Source organism: Microcoleus sp. M2_D5, from assembly GCF_036701935.1.
GTDB lineage: Bacteria > Cyanobacteriota > Cyanobacteriia > Cyanobacteriales > Microcoleaceae > Microcoleus.
Map to the genome: position 1 here is coordinate 44175 of NZ_JAUBRP010000010.1, position 19734 is coordinate 63908.

The 19734-nt window shown below is 47.9% G+C and carries 15 protein-coding genes; 7 read left to right on the plus strand and 8 right to left on the minus strand.

The genetic code is table 11. The features are described from left to right. The first annotated feature begins 225 nt into the window (after positions 1-225). The gene (locus QUA50_RS06655; protein ID WP_333264044.1) at positions 226-693 is read left to right on the plus strand and encodes a TMEM165/GDT1 family protein; all 468 of its coding nucleotides are present in this window, start codon (positions 226-228) and stop codon (positions 691-693) included. A gap of 60 nt (positions 694-753) precedes the next feature. Next, a complete protein-coding gene (locus QUA50_RS06660; protein ID WP_333101833.1) occupies positions 754-1047 on the plus strand; it encodes a TMEM165/GDT1 family protein in 294 nt (97 codons plus the stop codon). A gap of 432 nt (positions 1048-1479) precedes the next feature. Here QUA50_RS06660 and QUA50_RS06665 read toward each other — a convergent pair whose 3' ends face one another. Beyond that, the gene (locus tag QUA50_RS06665) at positions 1480-1986 is read right to left on the minus strand and encodes a hypothetical protein (RefSeq protein ID WP_333264042.1); all 507 of its coding nucleotides are present in this window, start codon (positions 1984-1986) and stop codon (positions 1480-1482) included. A gap of 321 nt (positions 1987-2307) precedes the next feature. Here QUA50_RS06665 and QUA50_RS06670 point away from each other — a divergent pair, with 321 nt between their 5' ends. Beyond that, a complete protein-coding gene (locus tag QUA50_RS06670; RefSeq protein ID WP_333264039.1) occupies positions 2308-3570 on the plus strand; it encodes an MFS transporter in 1263 nt (420 codons plus the stop codon). A 98-nt stretch (positions 3571-3668) separates the two neighbouring features. Here the strand turns inward: QUA50_RS06670 and hisIE are convergent, their stop codons facing one another. After that, a complete protein-coding gene (gene hisIE / locus QUA50_RS06675) occupies positions 3669-4319 on the minus strand; it encodes a bifunctional phosphoribosyl-AMP cyclohydrolase/phosphoribosyl-ATP diphosphatase HisIE (protein ID WP_333264036.1) in 651 nt (216 codons plus the stop codon). 354 nt (positions 4320-4673) lie between these two features. On the opposite strand from hisIE, the gene hemL reads away from it, so the two are divergent. After that, complete coding sequence (gene hemL, locus QUA50_RS06680) at positions 4674-5972, plus strand: glutamate-1-semialdehyde 2,1-aminomutase (RefSeq protein WP_333264033.1); 1299 nt, start codon at positions 4674-4676, stop codon at positions 5970-5972. A gap of 236 nt (positions 5973-6208) precedes the next feature. Here the strand turns inward: hemL and QUA50_RS06685 are convergent, their stop codons facing one another. The 3 genes from QUA50_RS06685 to QUA50_RS06695 are packed head-to-tail and all read right to left on the minus strand — an operon-like array spanning position 6209 to position 7442. Continuing rightward, a complete protein-coding gene (locus QUA50_RS06685; RefSeq protein ID WP_333264030.1) occupies positions 6209-6610 on the minus strand; it encodes a biopolymer transporter ExbD in 402 nt (133 codons plus the stop codon). Further along, positions 6594-7253 (minus strand): MotA/TolQ/ExbB proton channel family protein, encoded by a 660-nt coding sequence (locus QUA50_RS06690; RefSeq protein ID WP_333264027.1) that lies wholly within the window; start codon positions 7251-7253, stop codon positions 6594-6596. Before QUA50_RS06690 ends, QUA50_RS06685 begins: the two co-directional genes overlap by 17 nt. Before the next feature lie 15 nt (positions 7254-7268). Continuing rightward, on the minus strand, positions 7269-7442 hold the full coding sequence (locus tag QUA50_RS06695) for a hypothetical protein (protein WP_333264024.1): 174 nt from the start codon (positions 7440-7442) through the stop codon (positions 7269-7271). Positions 7443-7998: 556 nt separating this feature from the next. Here QUA50_RS06695 and QUA50_RS06700 point away from each other — a divergent pair. The 3 genes from QUA50_RS06700 (at position 7999) to QUA50_RS06710 (ending at position 13559) form a co-directional block, all read left to right on the plus strand. Continuing rightward, the gene (locus QUA50_RS06700; protein ID WP_333433650.1) at positions 7999-9561 is read left to right on the plus strand and encodes a TonB family protein; all 1563 of its coding nucleotides are present in this window, start codon (positions 7999-8001) and stop codon (positions 9559-9561) included. Between the two features lie 90 nt (positions 9562-9651). Further along, positions 9652-10737 (plus strand): hypothetical protein, encoded by a 1086-nt coding sequence (locus tag QUA50_RS06705; RefSeq protein WP_333298585.1) that lies wholly within the window; start codon positions 9652-9654, stop codon positions 10735-10737. 734 nt (positions 10738-11471) lie between these two features. Then, positions 11472-13559, plus strand: a complete 2088-nt coding sequence (locus QUA50_RS06710) for an acylase (RefSeq protein WP_333298587.1) — start codon at positions 11472-11474, stop codon at positions 13557-13559. A gap of 253 nt (positions 13560-13812) precedes the next feature. Here QUA50_RS06710 and QUA50_RS06715 read toward each other — a convergent pair whose 3' ends face one another. From QUA50_RS06715 to QUA50_RS06725, 3 genes are all read right to left on the minus strand, one after another. Then, entirely contained in the window at positions 13813-15099 is a 1287-nt protein-coding gene (locus QUA50_RS06715) for an MFS transporter (protein ID WP_333264013.1), read from the minus strand. Positions 15100-15336: 237 nt separating this feature from the next. After that, the gene (locus tag QUA50_RS06720; RefSeq protein WP_333264010.1) at positions 15337-16518 is read right to left on the minus strand and encodes a PepSY-associated TM helix domain-containing protein; all 1182 of its coding nucleotides are present in this window, start codon (positions 16516-16518) and stop codon (positions 15337-15339) included. Between the two features lie 346 nt (positions 16519-16864). Then, positions 16865-19633 carry a TonB-dependent receptor domain-containing protein gene (locus tag QUA50_RS06725; protein WP_333264008.1) on the minus strand — a complete coding sequence of 923 codons (2769 nt, stop codon included), beginning with the start codon at positions 19631-19633 and terminating at the stop codon, positions 16865-16867. Positions 19634-19734 lie beyond the last annotated feature (101 nt).

Here is a 19734-nt window from a genome sequence, read left to right on the forward strand (position 1 = left end):
CCAGGAATCAGTTGCTCAAATATAGGGGGAAAAAGATGACAATCAAGCATCTAGGATACAAGCCCCCGAATTTATCTCGCGCAAGTCAATGCTTCAATTCTAAAATCTAAAATCTAAAATCTAAAATCTAAAATCGATTGACTCTGGTTTGGTAAAAGCAGGCACAGAGACAGTTAGAATCAAAAGTACAAGTCAAAAATAAATAGCGTTTAGCACTCATTGCCCGTGAAACTTGATTCTGTTCCGCCAAGCTTGTCTGCTTCTGACTCAGCAAACCTCAATTATGATTTGCCACAACAGGTACAACTGCAAATAAAAGAGGTTACTGAGATTTGTGCTGATTTAACCCCGGAGCCCGCTGAACTCTCAGTGACTGTAAATCCCGATATTTGTCAGGAACCAAAGAAACTGAAGCCCAAGCACTGGGCAATTTTTGCTTCGACTTTTGCAACTATTTTTTTAGCGGAAATTGGAGACAAAACTCAGCTCGCGATTTTGCTGATGACGGCTGAATCTCGAAATCCTTGGATCGTGTTTGCGGGTGCGGGTTCGGCTTTGATAGCAACCAGTTTGCTGGGGGTGTTGCTGGGAAGGTGGCTGGCTAGTCGGATTGCTCCGAGAACTTTGGAGAGAGCAGCAGGAGTGATTTTGCTGGCGATTTCGGCGGTTCTGCTGTGGGAAGTGTTGGGTTAATTGTCTGCCTTGTCGGTAAGTCGTAGATTTCTACAATAGCTAACTAAGAACTAAAAAAACATGGACTGGCAACTTTTGGGAATCAGTTTTATTACAGTGTTTTTGTCAGAATTGGGAGACAAAAGTCAATTAGCTGCGATCGCCCTGGGCAGCAGTTGTAACTCGCCGCGGGCTGTATTTTTTGGTACGGCGTCGGCGCTGTTGCTGGCGAGTTTAATCGGCGTGGGCATTGGCTTGGGCACGGCAGAGGTGTTGCCGGAGAGACTGGTAAAGGGACTCGCGGCGATCGGATTTGCGGTAATGGGTTTGCGCCTGCTGTGGCCAAAAGCAGATTTACCGGAAGCATCCGAGTAGGGCAGTCGATTTTAGATTTTAGATTTTAGATTTTAGATTTTAGATTTACTCTACAGATGAATCTGGGAGTTTAAACAAGAGTCTAAAATTTTGCTTTCTCCACGGGAGGAGTTCGCAAGTATCCGTTTTTGCGCTGGTTCAGGAAACTTGACCGTATAGTTGTATCAAATCAGTTAGCATCGGAGATTATTCATATCTCTCCGATCTTCATCTGCGTAAATGGGCGTCAATACATTGTCATCTGCGGCCCAAGAAATTCTCTTTTTTTGAACCGCAGATAAGGGCAGATAAACACAGATTAACGCTGATGAATATCAAATCCGGTGTTTACGATCGCGTTAAAATTTAAACAATTAGCGGGGGGCGTGAATTCACGCCCCCCGCTGCTGGTTGAGTTGTTTTTCTTAACTCAACATCTGAGCATTGTGTCGATTAAACTTGGTTTTGGTAGCACCAGCCCAGCAGCGTACCGGCGACAGCCAACTTCAGCGCTTCCAAGGCAAAATAGCCTTGGTGCAGTAGATTCATCCCGGCGGGGACTTCTGCTGCGGAATCGAACAGATTTAGCTGCAGTCCCAAGGCGCTCATTTGGGGTGTCAGGGCGTAGGTGTCAATCAGGGCGATCGTCAGAAGTACCAATGATAATAAAATTGCTGTGCGGCTGCGCTTGCCGAAGTCACCGACTAAATTGCTCAAAACCATCAAACCCGTTGCCACCACGCCCGCACAGATTAACTCAACGCGGTTGAATCCCCAGAACATTAAATTGCCGGCTGTTGCAAACTCCGGTGATGTCGTCATGCCAGATACGTAGAGACTGGGCATAATTACTAGATCCAAAATCAGGCTAACGCTGAGCCAGAAAATTAGAGCCACCATGACAATTGCTTGCCAGCGCGGTTTGATTGATTCCACTCTTGATGTTGTAATAGCTGTCATATAATTGAGCCTCTAAAATTTTCTTCTGCCTTTTCTAGAGTTTAACTAACTTTTTTATAAAATCGTGTTAAGTATTTTTAAATTAATGGTAAGTTTTGTGTAACAGACGCTGAAGAATTGTTAAGCTCCCTTATGTTTGTCCTCACCTCGGTTAATTAATACTAATTCGGAAAAGTACGGAATAAATTAATAATTACTCACAGGACTTATGCACTGCGACCAAAGACATCGGTTTTTGAACCTGATTAAAGGTCATAACGTATTTTTTTCATAAAAAAACCAAGTTTCTGTGTCCATAAATAACTCCTAATTTAAGTGTATATGCCTAAATTTCAATTATCCTCTTGGTTCCCCCGTCTCCCCCCTCAAGTCTGGATTCTGGCCGCCGGCAGATTCCTCTCCCAAAGCGGCACCGGTTTTACTTTATTTTACGCGCCGATATTTTTTGTCGATCGCGTCGGTTTATCTGCTACTGCTGTTGGGATTGGTTTGGGTAGCGGTTCAGTTTCAGGAATATTGGGCAGAATTTTGGGCGGTTCTTTTTGCGATTCCAAATTTTGGGGCAGGCGGCGAACTTTACTGCTGGCGACAATAATAGCGGCGGCTGCTTCTTTTGTACTGGCGGCGACGAATGATTTCCCAGGCTTAATTGCGGGCAATTTACTGATGGGTTTGGGTGTGGGTTTGTATTGGCCTCCAACCGAGACGATGGTGGCGGATTTAACTGAGGGCGAACAGCGACAGGAGGCTTTTGCTTTGACGCGGCTTGCTGATAATTTGGGTTTGCAAGTTGGGATTATTTTGGGGGGTTTGTTGATTGCTGTAACGGGTAATTATCGATCGCTCTTTATTATTGATGGTATCTCGTTTTTAGTGCTGTTTGCGGTAGTTGCGATCGCGATCTCCGAAACCTACAAACCAGTTAATTCAACGGATATAGGCAAAAAAAGTCTAAAAAATGGCTGGATGGTGGCGCTGAGCGATCGCAGTCTTCTAGTTTATGCTTTAGTAAATACTCTGTTCACACTATATATTTCCCAAATCCAAACCACAATGCCGCTGTACTTTAGCAAGTTTGTCGCGGTGGGGACATCGGGAAAAGGCTTTTCTACAGGTACAATTACGGTTTTGTTTGCTTTTAGCACGTTTTTAACTGTGGCTTTGCAACTGCCGGTTGTTAAAGCTTTGAAGCGGTTTTCCCATCCGAAAGCTTTGATGATTTCTGCGCTGCTGTGGGGAATGGGATTTATTGCGATCGGCTTGACGGGAATGGCTGCAATTGGCAATCTATTTTTAGCTGTTTTAGGCTTGAGTTTGTTGTCGGTGGCGACTGTTGCTTATACGCCTTTTGCTTCGGCTTTGGTGGTGGATTTAGCGCCGGAGTCTTTGCGGGGCGTGTATTTGGCGGTTAATTCTCAGTGTTGGGCGATCGGCTATTTAATCGGGCCGCCCCTGGGCGGTGTGGCTTTGGATAGAGGTAAATGGGCGGCGGATAATTTTTGGTTGGGTTTGGCTTTGAGTGTGATTGCGGCTGTGGTTATTTTGCAAAAGCTCGATCGAATGTTGAAAAATAGCAGTCATTAGTTATTAGTCATTAGTCATTAGTTAGTAGTCATTAGTCATTTGTTGCTGCTACCAATGCCCAATAACCAATAACTAATGCCCAATAACCAATAACTAATTTATTTTCGTCGATCGCCTAATTTGCGGTAAACTTCTCTTAAATCAACTTGATGGTGAGCCAAAGCAACCAAAGCGTGATAAAATAAATCGGCAACTTCCCCAGCAATCCCCTCTTTGTCGTCATCTTTGCAAGCCATCACAACTTCCGCCGACTCTTCGCCAATTTTCTTGAGAATCTTGTTGTCGCCGCCCTCGAACAACTTGCAAGTATAAGAACTTTCGTTAGGATGGTCGCGCCGATCGCAAATTACCTCAAATAATTGAGATAACATATCCCCTGGCGGCGGTGAAATTTCCCCGTCAACTTGGTGAAAACAACTTCTTTCTCCGGTGTGACAAGCAATATCTCCGACTTGTTCGACTGTCACCAGCAAAGCATCGCTATCGCAGTCGTAACGCAGCCCTTTGACATTTTGAATGTGTCCCGAAGTCGCGCCTTTGGGCCACAATTCGGAACGAGAACGACTCCAGAACCAAGTTTGCCCGGTAGAGAGCGTTTTCTGCAGGGACTCCCGATTCATCCAGGCCATCATTAATACCGTACCGTCCAAATAATCTTGGACGATCGCAGGCACTAAACCGCGATCGTCGTAACGAATCTTTTCAATTGGGATCGATCGGCTCAAACTCGATAAATCAGTAGTAGACATAATTTTATTTCAACTTGGTAATATAGATTAACGCTTTCCTGTCGGATATTTTTTTTATTAACCGCAGAGAACGCAGAGGACGCTGAGGAAGAGAAGAGAGGAGATTGAGGAAGTGATGGACAAATTGTCAAGAACTATTTTACAAAAAATTACATTTTAGGGCGATTCCCTACGGGATAGCTTCGCTTCACGGTGCTAGTGCGACAAAGCCTAAAAAACCCAAGCTAGTATTGCTACTCATTGGTTTGTACCCTAAAATCTACTAGAATAGTTTCCTTGAATCGACCTAACCTTTATGTTGAACTGGCTATAAAATTATTCTACCAACAACAGACGTTCACTAAGGAGAAAACATTGGTTTCCACAACCTTGAAAACGACCAAATCAGAAGAAATTTTCGCAGCAGCCCAGAAGTTGATGCCAGGTGGCGTCAGTTCCCCCGTGCGCGCCTTCAAATCCGTGGGCGGACAGCCCATCGTCTTTGACAGGGTAAAAGGAGCCTACATTTGGGATGTTGACGAAAACCAATACATTGACTATGTAGGCACTTGGGGCCCTGCTATCTGCGGCCACGCCCACCCGGAAGTCATCAAAGCTTTGCACGAATCTTTAGAAAAAGGTACGAGTTTCGGGGCACCGTCGCTGTTGGAAAACGTACTCGCCGAAATGGTCATCGATGCCGTTCCCAGCATTGAAATGGTGCGATTTGTCAACTCCGGCACCGAAGCCTGTATGGCAGTTTTGCGGCTGATGCGAGCTTTCACCGGACGCGATAAATTGATTAAATTTGAAGGCTGCTATCACGGGCACGCCGATATGTTCTTGGTAAAAGCCGGTTCTGGCGTCGCAACTCTGGGCCTTCCCGACTCTCCGGGCGTCCCGAAATCCGTTACCGCCAACACCCTCAACGCTCCCTACAATGACTTAGAAGCAGTCAAAGCTTTATTTGCCGAAAATCCCGGCGAGATAGCAGGCGTAATTCTCGAACCAGTGGTGGGGAATGCCGGTTTTATTACGCCGGATGCAGGTTTTCTCGAAGGTTTGCGGGAAATTACTAAAGATAACGGTGCTTTGTTGGTTTTTGATGAAGTAATGACTGGTTTCCGCATCGCCTACGGCGGAGCTCAGGAAAGATTCGGTGTCACCCCGGATTTGACTACTTTGGGTAAAGTTATCGGTGGCGGTTTGCCGGTGGGAGCTTACGGGGGAAGGCGGGATATTATGGGGATGGTGGCTCCTGCTGGGCCGATGTATCAAGCGGGTACGCTTTCGGGAAATCCTTTGGCGATGACTGCTGGGATTAAGACTTTGGAATTGCTGCAAAAACCAGGCACTTACGAACAGTTGGATAAGATTACTAAAAAACTGTCTGACGGATTGCTAAAAATTGCTAAGGAAGCCGGACACGCTGTTTGGGGCGGGCAAATTAGCGGGATGTTTGGCTTGTTTTTTGCGGCTGGCCCGGTTCACAATTACGAGGATGCGAAGAAGTCGGATTTGACGAAGTTCAGCCGCTTTCACCGGGGAATGTTGGAGCACGGAATTTATCTTGCTCCTTCGCAGTTTGAGGCGGGATTTACTTCTTTGGCTCATACTGAGGAAGATGTCGATCGAACTTTGGCGGCAGCGCGTGAAGTGATGGCAAGTATTTAACGTGTGTAGTAAGGATGTTCGTCCTTAAAACTCAGGAATAAATCATTAAAGTCCTTGCTGTTTTTTGGCAGTAAGGACTTTAATTGTTAACTGTTTTATCAAATAAAGTCCTGAATCATGCAGACTATTCAAGACTACCTCTCAATCATGTTTACAGGCTTTTTTAGTAAATTTTCACGCGGTAATTTCAGCTTAATGGTGTGAGGAAATTAAAAATTAGTAATTATAGGCTCTCTCTACTTTGCGGTAGCAATCCCTAACTTAGCTCCCTTAATTCGGCGTAATCGATCCATAACTTCCACAACATTTCCGTGATTGACGCTTTTATCCGCATTCAACACAATTAAGGAGTTCTGATTAGAACCCATCGCCTGTCGCACCGTAGTCTCAATCTGGTCTAAGTTGACTGACTTTTTATCAACCATTAATTTTCCCCCAGCATCAATGGTGACGGTAATTTTAGCAGGCGAGTCCTGAACTTGAGAGGTTGATGCTTTCGGTAAATTTACGGGTAGACCCTCGGATTTGGATAAAGACAGGGAGGAAACAATTAAAAATGTCAATATGGCGAAGACCACATCAATCATTGGCACGATGTTAATCTGGGGAATACTATCAGGTTCATCGGGTAGGCGCATAGTTAGATTCTCTTGGTAGTTTTTCGTAGCGGTGACGGTACAATAACTCTAGCTGGCCTCCGGCTTCCTGAATAAAAGCAATCTGCTGTAAGTAAAACCCGCGAAACATATTGGCAAATAAGAGTGTAAAGATTGCCACAACTAACCCTATTGCCGTAGAAACGAGGGCTTCGCTAATCCCAGAAGTAACGCCTGCGGCATTGGTGCCCGTGGCATTCCCCAGTTTGAGGGAGGAAAAGGTGGTAATTAACCCCAAAACTGTTCCGAGCAACCCAAATAGTGGGGAAAGGCTGATAATGGTGTCAAATATTGTATTGAATCGCTTCAGGATGGGGATTTCTGCCTGAGCGCCACTCTCTAGGGCCAAACGAAATTCTTCGATGTTGGGCGAGTCTAATTCTAAAGCTTCTAAAAAAATCCGGGCCAGGGGCAAATCGCTGTTTACTTGTAACTTTTTGATGGCGGAATCGGGGTTTTGACTGTAAAGCTGTAGCACTTCTCGCACGACTCGCCGCTGCCGCCGATTTACCCTAAACCAAAAGGCAAGACGCTCTATGATCAGCGCGACTGCTGCGATTGAGGAGGCAAGTAGCGGCCAAGCAACAATGCCTGCGGCGCGAAAAATGTAAATGAAAGCATCCATTGATTTGTACTCTCGCTATCTCTGTTGGACGATCGCAAGCTGCCTAATGGTGCAATTAGCCCGATCGAAGGCTGGTAGAGTTTCTGCGTCAAGTCGGCACAATTGATTCAGACGGAGAATTATTTCACTCAAGCGCGATCGCAAGCGCGATCGCACTACCTGTATGTGACTATCTTCGTCTGTACCCAAAATGCTCCTACTGCGATCTCGACCGATTTTTCTCCCAGTGCTTGCCTGCTAAAGATTTTCGTTAGGACTTGACAATAATCTTCAATAATTTAAAAGATTCTCAACTAGGTTTCCACAAAATTCAGTGTTTGTCAAGCCATCATCCAAAATTTAAAATAATATTTAGTTATTAGATATGTTTAAAATATTTAACTTAATTTATATAAAATCTTCTCTGAAAAGCTGGAGAATATTGAAATTTATTGGTAGATTACGGGCTAAAGTATTGTATTTAAGGCATTGTGGAACCTTGCCCTGCCAGAATCAGAACATTGACAGCAACCACGAGAGCGACGTAGGCGCACCCAAAGGAAATGCTGATTGGTAGTGTCTACTTGCTATATCAAAATAAAATAATGAAAATTAATTGCAAGAGTCTTGAACAGGGTGACAGTCTTCTTATAGGATGGGTAGGTTCATCATTGATAGCAAGCTCAACCCGCAGTTAGTAGCTTGTTTCGGGTGATGTCGGGGAGCCAGCGAGGATGTTGCCATCCATAAAGGAGAGTGAGAAGGCATGAGTTTTTCAAATATTTCGGCGACGCAAAGACAACAACAAGAAGAAGCTCTCAAAAAAGTTCTGGCGATCAGTCTGTTAGCCTCAACCTTGCTGCACGGTGTCGCGCTGCCGTTGAGCCTCAAGTTCGTCAAACCTGCTGAATTTGAAGAGGATGCAATTGAAATTGTTGTGCTTGATGAGCCTAAAGTAGAGGAAACCAAGCCAGAGCAGACTATTCCAGAAAAGGCATCTCCCCCGCCTGAGACGTTCAAACCAGAACCGCCACCAGAGCCAACTCCCGCAGAGGAGCCACCGGTAGCGGCAACGCCACCGCCGATTCCAGAGGAGCCACCGGTAGCGGTAACGCCACCGCCGATTCCAGAGGAGCCACCCGTAGCGGTAACGCCACCGCCGATTCCAGAGGAGCCACCCGTAGCGGTAACGCCACCGCCGATTCCAGAGGAGCCACCCGTAGCGGTAACGCCACCGCCGATTCCAGAGGAGCAGCCAGTAGCGGTAACGCCACCGCCGATTCCAGAGGAGCCTTCCCCCGCACCTCAACAGGATTTCAGTTCGCCAGAAACTCCTAAAACCCCGATCGCCCAGGAACCCGAAACCCCCTCGCCCGATCCTCCAAAAATTGATAGCCCCAGCCCAACGGCGAGCCAGGAACCCCCTCCGAGCGAACCACCCGTTGCTGCCTCCCGCCCCAAGGGCGCTGCGAGTCTCCCAGACTTTACAAAAGATGCTGGAAATCCCAACTCCTCAGACAGCCCTGAAAAAAATAACCCGCTCTCGTCATCTGCTTCGGCGGGTAGCGGGGAGCCTTCTTCAGAGCCATTAAATCCTTCTTCCGGGCCCATACAGCGATCGCCCGGGGCTGGCTCGCCAGTCACAGCTACTAGGCCAGGAGGCGGTAGTAACTCTGGAAATGCGATCGGGGATGTAGGAAACCTCCCCTCCTCTGATAGCCCCGGAGCAAGTGCGTCGAACTCACCCTCCGGGGCCAGCGAAAATGGCAACATACCTTCTGATGAGCCATTTGCGACTGGTTCGGGGCGATCGCCCCGAAGGCCTGCGGCTGGCTCACCAGTCACCGCCACCAGGCCAGGAGGCGGTGGCAATTCGGGAAGTGCGATCGGGGATTTAGGAAACCTCCCCTCCTCTGGTAGCCCCGGAGGAAGTGCATCGAACTCATCACCCGGTGGAGGTGGAAATGGCGGCGGGGGTTCGTCACAGCCATTTGGCAACGGTTCCGGGCCAATGCCAAAACCGACAAATCCAGGCAGAGGGGGGAGCCCTTCGCGCCCTCCGGGCGCGCCTCTGGGCACTTGCATTAGTGGCTGCGGTAAACCTGAATATCCGATCGCAGCCAGAGAAGAAGGGCGCCAAGGCCAAGTGGAACTCATTTGTGACATTGACCCCAACGGTAAGACATCCAACATCAAGATATTGACTCCTAGCAAATACAACGACTTGAATCGCGCAGCGATGAAACAAGTACAAGAAAGGAAATATGCCCCATCAGAGAGTGGCATTCAAGGAGAAAGAATAGTCATTATCTTCCAGCTCACTGACTAGGGATTTTTTTGAGACTATAGCAATTTGGCTGGGAATTCTATAGCACCGTCCAAGGAATAGCAAAGTTAAAAGTTGAATTTTTTGTGAATTATGAATTTGGGAATGTCGTCAGCAATATTAAGTAAACTTCAGCGAGTTGGACTCGCTCTATTACTTGGTTCCAACTTGGGAATGGCGTTGTTGTTTGCCAACCCTGAAAGCGCAATAGCAGGAGTAATTACTTTACCCGATGGCGGACGTTGCGAGGGAGAATTGAGTGAGGGAAAACTCAGCGGCCCCGGCAGTTGTCAATATGCCAACGGCGATCGCTACGAAGGCTCTTTTCTCAACGGCAAACCTCACGGTAAGGGCACCTACAGCTTTAAAGAAGAAGGTCGATATTTAGGAGAATTTGCCGAGGGAGAATTCAACGGTCAAGGTGTCCGCGAATTTGCTAACGGCAACCGCTACGAAGGTACTTTTAAAAACGGTGAGTTCGACGGTACAGGCATTTTTACATCAACTAACGGCATTCGTTACGAAGGCTCTTTTACGAGTGGTTCTCCCAGCGGTCGCGGGGCTTTTACGTTCAGTAACGGCACTCGTTGCGAAGGAGATATTAAAGAAGGAAAAGTTAACGGCAAAGGCGTCTGTCAATATGCTAATAAGAACCGCTACGAAGGAGAGTTGCTGAATAACGTGCCTCACGGACAGGGAATTTATACGTTTGCTGAAGGAGGCCGTTATGAGGGGCAATTTAGTGAAGGGCAGTTTCACGGTAAAGGGGTTCGCGAATATCCGAACGGCAACCGCTATGAAGGAGAGTTTGTCAAGGGCAACACTCAAGGTCAGGGATTGTTTACTTTTAAAGAAGGGGGACGCTATCAAGGGCTGTTTGACAATGGAGAATTTAGTGGTGAAGGTGTCCGTGAGTTCGCCAATGGAGATAGCTATAAAGGCATTTTTGTCAAGGGTAAAATGAGCGGGAAAGGAGTTTACACTTTTAAGAATGGCGATCGCTGCGAAGGCGAATTTAGCGAGGGTCAGTTCAACGGCAAAGGTACCTGCATTTACGCCAATGGCGATCGCTATCAAGGTGAATTCCTCAACGGGCAAAAACACGGGCAAGGTTCGTACATCTATGCAGACGGAACGAAGGTAGAGGGAAATTGGCAACAGGGGCAGCTTAAAAAATAACCTTATAATATCATGTCCTCACGATTGACCATAATATCCCGGCCGGGCGGGTTTTTGAGATTGCCAATTATTGGCAGATATTGGCAGGTTTACCCGCCCCTACCTGATTTCGGGCGAATCGACCGGACATGATATAACTCACACTTTGCACCATTGTCAGCAACAGGCTTTCCGGCCTGTTCCACAAGAAATTTTATCTTTTGTGGAACAGGCATCTTGACTGTTCATAAAAGGCTAATTGAGAATGGTGCAATATCTCAGTTATATCGTTTCCGGTTGCATCGGAATGATTTAACCGCAGAGGGCGCTCCAGAACGCAGAGGGAGAGAATACAGAGATGAATAATTCCGATGCAACCGGATTTGATATTATAACCTATTTCTCCTTACTTGTTTACCCCCCTACTCACCAATGACATTAATGGGCTTTATAGCCGGCACACCGGCGTTTTATAGCGCTTTTCAATTTGGTGTAGGGGAGGAGTTTTAATACCACATCCGATTTACAGAGAGTGTTTTTTCGGATTTTCTGGAGTTCTCACAGAAGTGTTATTTTTTTTACTGCAGATGGACGCAGATAGACGTAGATAGGTTACGTTTTTGGGCAACGGATTTGGTATAAATTTCTCCCTTGTTCTCCATAAAAGGGATTTAAATCCTCGGCGTTTTGTTCCTGCAGCTTGTTAAAAAGGCTGCAACTTCTCAGTTTAACCCACCCTAGCCAATTAATTTCCAGTGTTTCTACAACTAAAAAAACAAGGCCGGCGGATTGTCTCGTTATTAATGAGTTTTATTTTAGTTTTGCTTCTAAATAATGGGGTTCAATCCTCGCCTCAAACCGACACTCAAATTCTTTGGGATACCTATGGAATTCCACACATTTACGGAGAAAATAGTAAAAGCCTTTTCTACGCTTTCGGGTGGGCGCAGATGCAAAGTCACGGTAATCTGATTTTGCGTCTTTACGGGCAAGCTCGCGGGCAAGCGGCGGAATTTTGGGGCGAAGATTATCTCGAATCCGATCGCTGGGTGCAAACTATGGGAATTCCTAATCGCGCCAATGCGTGGTATGAATCACAAAATCCCATTTTCCGCAACTATATCGATGCTTTTGTGGGCGGAATGAATGCCTATGCAAAAGAACACCCAGAGGCACTCGCCGCAGAATTAAAGGTAGCATTGCCCCTCAAACCAGTAGATGTATTGGCACACGCGCAGCGCGTCATCAATTTTACTTTTGTAGTCGATCCAGATCGCGTTGAAGATATCGCTGAAAATGATACTCCCAAAGGCTCTAATGGTTGGGCGATCGCTCCTTCCCGTTCTCAAAGCGGCAATGCCATGCTATTGGCAAATCCTCACCTTCCTTGGTCGGATTTATATTTATGGTACGAAGCACAACTGATTGCCCCAGAAATTAACGCTTACGGAGCGACTCTCGTCGGATTTCCTGTATTAACGATCGCCTTTAATGACAACTTGGGATGGACTCATACTGTCAACACTCACGATGGCTGGGATGCCTACGAATTGCCCCTCGCTAACGATGGCTATCGCTTCGATGGCGAAGTCCGAAAATTTGACAGGGAAGAAAAGGTTTTAAAAGTCAAAGAAAAGAATGGGAATTTGCGATCGGAACCTCTAGTAGTGCGGCGTTCTGTTCACGGGCCGATTATCACAGAAAAACAGGGCAAAGCGATCGCCCTGCGCGTTGTCGGACTCGATAAACCAGCAGCCCTTCAGCAGTGGTGGGATATGGCACGCTCAAAGAATTTTTCTGAATTTGAAACCGCTTTAAAGCGCTTGGAAATCCCCATGTTTACCGTCATGTATGCCGATCGCGAGGGGCATATCATGCACTTGTTTAACGGTCAAGTCCCCATTCGCAAAAAAGGAGATTTTAAATACTGGTCAGGCACGATTCCTGGCAATACTTCAGAGACTTTGTGGAGCAAAAATCATCCCTATGCGGATTTGCCGCGCGTTGTCGATCCGCCCAGCGGTTGGTTGCAAAATACCAACGATCCTCCTTGGACGACGACGTTTCCCAGTGCGATCGCACCGGATAATTATCCCGCCTACATGGCACCGCGCGGCCCGATGGACTTGCGATCGCAGCGATCGGCAAAAATGCTCTTAGAAGACGACAAAATCTCTTTTGAGGAACTCATTCAATACAAACATTCTACTCAGGTAGAACTCGCCGATCGCCTCCTCGACGATCTAATTCCCGTCGCACGGCAAGGCAGCGAAAAAGCGCGCCGCGCTGCGGAAGTTCTCGCCACTTGGGATCGCAAAGTCGATGCTGACAGTCGCGGTGCGGTGCTGTTTGCCTTTTGGAAAAAAGCGATGGATGACGATAAGTTATTCGCGAAACCTTGGCGCGAAGATGCGCCGCTAACGACGCCAGACGGGTTGGCAAATCCTGCGGAGGCGGTGCGGGTGCTGTCCGCGACAGCAACCAAAATTGAGGCGACTTATGGCGCGTTAGATGTCGCATGGGGCGAAGTCTTCCGATTGCCTGGGGAGGCGAATCTGCCGGCAAATGGAGCTGACGGTGCTTTGGGTGTATTTCGCTCAGTCTGGTTCGCTCCTGGGAAAGACGATCGCTTTCAAGCGGTTGCGGGCGATTCTTTTGTCGCTGCGATCGAGTTCTCTCTTCCGGTGAAAGCGATGGCGCTAAACAGTTACGGCAATGCCACTCAACCTGGTTCGCCCCACGCCGGCGATCGGTCGCAGCTCTTTGCTCGCAAGGAATTGCGCCCTGTATGGCGATCGCGATCGGAAATTGAAGCTCACCTGAGTTCGCGCCAGAAACTTTAGGAGAAGGAAGTTCGGCAACGGATTCTGTAACGGATGTAACGGATGTAACGGATGTAACTCACATCTGGCACCATTCTCGCTTAACAGGCTTTCCGGCCTGTTCCACAAAGAGTGAATTTTTTTGTGGAACAGGCCGGAAAGCCTGTTCCTAAACAAGTAATTGAGAATGGTGCAACATCTCAGATGTAACGGATGTCAGGAAGAAGGAAGAAGGAAGAGGTAAGAAGTTAAAAGACCTCTCTCGGTTTTCCCTTTAGCCATCGGGCAACTGTCGGCAAGCATACCCACCGACTGCAACGAGCAATAAGCCCAGCGAGGAGATAGCGTATAACAAAGCCATGCCAGCACCGGCACCTGTCCCCAGAATTGGGCCGAAAATAGTTGCTAAAAAACCGGACGGTTGCATGGCGGGCTCAAAAACGCGATCGGCAAGTGGGCCTGCGATCAATAAACCGATCGCTGAGGCCAATTGCACGATGACTGCTCTGGTAGCAAAAACGCGCCCCTGTACTTCTGGTGCGACTTTCGCCAACCACATCGCTTCGTTGGAACTGCCGAGGATGGGGAAATTGAAAGACGAACAAAATTGAGCGGGAATCCAGATGGAAAGCGCTTGGCCGAAACCAAAGACTATTTTACTCAAGCCCGCGCCTGCCATGCCGAGCAGAAAGCCCCGGATGCGGCGTCTGGGCCCGCCCCAAATACTGACGATCGATGCTCCTAAAACGCCGCCGGCGCCTGCGGCTGAAAGGATAGTACCGAGGATTCTGGCATTGTTGCCGGTGCGTGCCAGAATCATCGGTGAGTAGAGGGCCGCGCCGATGTCGTGAGCGAACCAGAATAGCGAAACGGACACCAGCAAGGCAAGCAGGCTGGGACGCTGGACGATGTAGCGGAATCCGAAGCTGAGTTCTTGGAATAGGTGAAAGCGAGTCTGCTGGGGATTGGAAGCGATATTGCTCCGCAACGCTGGCGCGATCGCGGGCTGTGGTATTTTGACGGATACTAGGGTGGCGATCGCGATTGTAAAAGTTGCCAGGTCGATCGTAAAAATCCCGCCGGGCCCGATCGCAGAATACAGAATCCCCGCCAGCGTCGGGGCAACAATACCCGCACCGTAATTTGCCAGAAAGCTTAAACTGCTAGCGCGGCTGTAATGCTTTTCGGGCATCATTGTGGCGATCGCTGCTGAGTAAGCTAACTGCTGAATTTGGTCAAAAATTCCGTTAACCGCAGCCGCTACATATATATGCCATATTTGCAGGTTTTGGCTGATATAAAGTAATAGGATAGCGAGCGTTAACAAAGCTGAAACCGCATCACCTATTCCCATCAAAAATTTTCGATTCCAGCGATCGACGAGAATGCCAGCAACGGGAGCGAGCAAAATGCGCGGCAATTGAGTAAAAAACATCAACAAAGCCAAAGCCGTCGCTTGACTGGTGGACTCCCAAATCCAAATAGTCAGCGCAAACCCGGACATAGCGCTGCCAATCATCGAAGCAGTTTGTCCGAGCCAGAGTTGAATAAATTTTTGCATAAAATACGCGATTGAGAGGATTTAAAATTAAGAAAATCGGGGTTTTTAGGCAGGAGAATCACCGAAAGCATCCAGGATACCCGCCACGCGATCGATCCGTCCAGAAATAAAAAACCTGTCTCGGATGAAACTTGCCGAACGTATTTATCTCGCGCAAGCCAATCCTTCAATGCTTCAATCTAAAATCTAAAATCGCGCAATCGATTGACACCCGCATCAAACCGCACCCCGCTCTCATTAAAACCAAGGCCATTGCTGGCTAAGGGGAGATAATTCTTCATATTGCTCTCTCGCCTCCTTGCGGTAAAATTTCGCCAAATGCCGCTGCCGCCACATCATTACGCCCGTAACAAACAGTACGATCGCTCCTAATCCTGCGATCGCGTGTATCAGCCGCAGGTAAATTCCGCCATAGCTGCCAATATGTAGCGGATAAAGCGAGTTGAGAATTCGATTTGCTACCGAAGCTGAATTTACACTGTCAGCCTGCAATATTTCGCCACTGTATTGGTCGAGATAAATGGTGCTAACCCCGTTTGGGTGTGGATCGTTTGGAAATTTTTTCCGTACTTTAAAAATGCCTTCTGGCGTCAAAGGCAGAGAAATAAAAGTGGTTTTCGCTTCCGGCCAAACGGTATTAGCTTGGTGTAAGATTTCGTCAAGGTTTTGCCTCGAACTGTTAGAGTGGGGATGAGAATTCAAGGCGGGCTGTGGCTTTTCATTGGTTAGCCAATACAATGTCGATTCAACCGGCGCGTAAAAAATTATCGCTGTGCCTGTAGCGGAGATGAGTATGAGAAAAGCGACCGATACAATGCCAGAAACGTTATGTAAATCAAATACAGTCCGCTGCCAGTGAGCTTTCCAATTAATAGAAAATCCGCGAGCCAAATTGCGCCAACCAGTCCACAATACCAAACCACTAAAAGTTAGGCATAGCATTACTATACCGCAAATTCCGACAAAAATATGACCTAATTCTCCTCCCGCTAATTCTGCGTGTAACGTAAAAACCAAACCTGTAAAAGTTTCTTTCCAAAGGCGCGCACCCTTAATTTCTCCGCTGTAAGGATTGACATAAACGCTAACTACTTCCTCACTCTTTGACAGCATCGAAACTTTGCAAACTTCCTTCGCTTTTCGGGGCAGCAAGATACTAAGAGATTGATTTTGCGGATAAGCTTTTTCGACAATATGCAGGACATTTTCCAGCGGTATCCGTTCGGCTTGAGGAATTACTTGCAGGAGTTGGGGATTAAACAACCGCTCGATTTCAGGCCCGAAAACCAGCAAGCTGCCCGTTAAAGCAATTACTGCTAGAAATATTCCTACCACTAATCCCAAATACAAGTGGAGTTTGAATGCAAGTTTGCGGAACTTCATCTCGAAATTTTCCTCAAAGCCGTTAACTGTTATCATTCAAGTCCGTTAGTGGGCCCGCGAGTCCGCCAGGGGTTGAAACCCCTGTCTAATAGCTAAAGTCCTCTTGCATAGGACTAATGATACTAAATCCGGGTTACTCACCCCCTTTTTGAACTGGCGCAGCTCATTTTTCCCACTCTCCCCCTCTCCAGCAATAAAGGGGTTTTTAACCCGGATTTGGTATGAGTCCTTCAGTCCTCTGAAGCGAGGACTGTCTTCTTTGAGGCAGGGGTTTAAACCCCTGCCGGACTGTCGGTTTGACGTTAAATTGACACCAATGGGTTCTTGAAGTGTCCCTACGAGGGATATTGAATCTACCTCATAAACCTGCAATCTGCTGTAATTACCAGTTAAGGCGGTAATTAACACTGAGAGTTAAACCTCTGCCTGCATAATTAGAGCTGTCCACGCCAAATCCAGCTAAGTATTGGGAGATCACGGGAAAATATTGATTATTCAATAAATTCTCGACTTTGATTTGTAGCAGCCCAGAGCCAATTTTAACCGCGCTGACGTAATCCAGTGTGAGATAGCTGCTGATCGGGCCGCCATCCGAGCCGTCTTTGAAGGCTCGATCGCGATTTCCAGAATATAATAACTGTAACCGATTGTTCCATCCCGGCAAAGTTTCGTTTTGAACATAAGCTGTTAGCTTGAGGGGTGGAATTCTGCTGCTATCGAGGGCGATGTAACGGTTGTCCTCCTCATATTCGCCATGAAGATAGGTAGCAGTCCCGCCGATCGACCATGCTCGTCCAGGTTGCCAATCCACAGTCCCTTCTAAGCCGTAAATGCGTTCTGGGGCGCGGATTAGTTCCAGGCGACCTGTGTTGCCAACTGGTTGAAAATTGATTCCTAGATCGGAGGTATTGTAAAAAGCGGCAAGCGACATTTGCACGGATTGCCAGCCTCCTCGAATGCCAATTTCGTAGTTGTTGACTTTTTGGGGTTGAGTTACTTCTAACGAAGATTCAATTCCGACAAAATTGTCGGGGGGTTCGCGGAGGATGCGGCCGAAATCGGGAACTGAGAAACCTTGAGAAAAGTTGCCAAATACGCTGAAGTTGTCATTGATTTTATAGACAGCTCCTGTATTAAATAGGGTGGCGTTAAATTTGCGATCGCCTCCTTCGATCTGGCGATCGTTAAAAGTGGTATAGTCATTGACGTTTAACCCGACGCGTTCGTGACGTATCCCCCCACTTAGAATGACGATATCGTCAATATTCCATTCCACTTGACCGAAAAAGCCAAGGCTGTCGTAAGTGTAAGGAGGGACGAAAGGACGATCGGAGATTTTCCGGTAAACCCGGCCACCACTTGCGTCAAATCTCTCTGGGTCGTACAGGTCGAAACGCTGTTTGCTATCTTCAGTAACATAGTCAGAACCCCAAGTTAATCGAAGATTTTCGGCACGGGATAAAGGAGTGGTGACCGCAAGCCTTCCTCCTATCTGTTCGTTCTCGGCTCGCGAACGAGCAACGCCGACAAACGGGCCAAAAAAATCGGACGTGCGCAAATCAGAGGGAATACTTACATTGGAATTCGTTCGATAGTAAATTTGACTTTGAAGGCTGCTGCCAAAAAGGTTTTGGTTGGTGTAACTTAGGTTGATCTGTGTACTTTTATTTCCCGGTGTTTCCCCGTCAATATCCAAATCTCCGGTTCCGATGGCGCGGGCTTTTTGCCGTCCTTCCCGGTCGTCAACACTAGGGTCGGGAATCACATTGGGATCTTGAGTTTCCCGATAGTGATTGACAGTTAGTTGCAGCCGCTGGTTGGTGTCCAAATCTACCCCGACTTTGCCCATCACGTTGAAGAGGGTGCTGCTATCTCCGCCGAGTTCAAAATAGGGAATGCGCGAGCCTTTGGCATCGTAAAAAGCTCCACTTCTAGAGAGCGAGACAGTGCCCGTCAGATCGACATTGCCCGATCGCCCAGAAACAGTCTGCTGAGCGTTAAAGCTTAGAGCATCATCCGTGTTTGTTAAACCGCTACTGACGCCAACTTCAGTAACAGCAGTTAGCCTTTCCTCAGTTGGCCGGCGAGTAATAATATTAACCACGCCACCTGTAGCCTGAGCGCCGTAGATTGCTGTAGACCCCCGCACTACTTCAATGCGTTCGATCGCGCTGGGATCGATGTTTCTAAATTCTCTGCCAAACGATTGAAGATTGGTCGTTTGTGGCACACCGTCAATCAGAACGGAAACGTCCCTACCCCGCAAAGTTTGTCCATAAGTGGCAGTAAGTTGAGTCGGGGGCGCAAAACCGGGAACCTGATTTGCCAGAGCTTCCCCGACATTTCTCGATTGCCCTACCTGCTGCTGAAGTTCTTCGGAGTCTACCACCGTTATTGAGCGCGGCACGTTGGTCACTCTTTGAGCAGTTCGTGTTGCAGTGACGACGATTTCAATCGGGTCTCTCCCCGCCTGTGGCGTTGCGGGTGGCTGTGCTGTAGGCGGTAAGGGTTCTCCGGGTGTTCCTGGTGGCTGCGCTGTCGGCGGTAAGGGTTCTCCGGGTGTTCCTGGTGGCTGCGCTGTCGGCGGTAAGGGTTCTCCGGGTGTTCCTGGTGGCTGCGCTGTCGGCGGTAAAGGTTCTGCGGGTATCTCTACCTGCTGCCCTGTAGGTGGCAAGGGTGCTCCGGGTGTCCCCGGCCGCTGTGTTGTAGGAGCCGGTGCAGGCGGGCGAGCAGTCATCTGCGAGGTGGGTTTTAAGCTGAGAATCAGACCCGCAGCATTAGGAATCACCCGTGCCACTGGTTGACCCCTCTCGCCAACGACTTTGATTCGGATGCTGTTGTTATCTAAAGGAGTAACGGTGACAGAAGCAATTCCGGCTGCTGGCTTGTCTTGACGAAACTCATTTCCCCCCCGTAGTCGCAGTTGAGCGGTGATTACATCAGCTTGTAAAGTTTCGCCAAAGCTGGCGCTGAAAACTTGCAGGGGTCTTCCATCTTCAGTGTCTAGGATAATTTCAATGCCTTCTGACGTGGGGTTGAGGCGAACGCCCGTCACCTGCGCGATGTTGGAAGCGCACACCGGCCCAGCGACTACCGCAGACACGACTCCTGCCAGCCCAAGGCTATTTAATAATTTCTGCGATCTATTCATTACTCTTGAATCAACAATTAATGGAACTTCGGATATGTGGTTTGCGTTGCTTGCACAACAAAATGTGTGAGTGAGAGCGTTGCTGCTCTTCTCTGGCTCCT

What these genes read in the sequence shown, in the direction of transcription:
- QUA50_RS06660 (WP_333101833.1), top strand. Translation starts at nt 754, where the DNA reads ATGGACTGGCAACTTTTGGGAATCAGTTTTATTACAGTGTTTTTGTCA.
- QUA50_RS06665 (WP_333264042.1), bottom strand. Translation starts at nt 1,986, where the DNA reads ATGACAGCTATTACAACATCAAGAGTGGAATCAATCAAACCGCGCTGG.
- QUA50_RS06670 (WP_333264039.1), top strand. Translation starts at nt 2,308, where the DNA reads ATGCCTAAATTTCAATTATCCTCTTGGTTCCCCCGTCTCCCCCCTCAA.
- hisIE (WP_333264036.1), bottom strand. Translation starts at nt 4,319, where the DNA reads ATGTCTACTACTGATTTATCGAGTTTGAGCCGATCGATCCCAATTGAA.
- QUA50_RS06685 (WP_333264030.1), bottom strand. Translation starts at nt 6,610, where the DNA reads ATGCGCCTACCCGATGAACCTGATAGTATTCCCCAGATTAACATCGTG.
- QUA50_RS06690 (WP_333264027.1), bottom strand. Translation starts at nt 7,253, where the DNA reads ATGGATGCTTTCATTTACATTTTTCGCGCCGCAGGCATTGTTGCTTGG.
- QUA50_RS06700 (WP_333433650.1), top strand. Translation starts at nt 7,999, where the DNA reads ATGAGTTTTTCAAATATTTCGGCGACGCAAAGACAACAACAAGAAGAA.
- QUA50_RS06705 (WP_333298585.1), top strand. Translation starts at nt 9,652, where the DNA reads ATGAATTTGGGAATGTCGTCAGCAATATTAAGTAAACTTCAGCGAGTT.
- QUA50_RS06715 (WP_333264013.1), bottom strand. Translation starts at nt 15,099, where the DNA reads ATGCAAAAATTTATTCAACTCTGGCTCGGACAAACTGCTTCGATGATT.
- QUA50_RS06720 (WP_333264010.1), bottom strand. Translation starts at nt 16,518, where the DNA reads ATGATAACAGTTAACGGCTTTGAGGAAAATTTCGAGATGAAGTTCCGC.
- QUA50_RS06725 (WP_333264008.1), bottom strand. Translation starts at nt 19,633, where the DNA reads ATGAATAGATCGCAGAAATTATTAAATAGCCTTGGGCTGGCAGGAGTC.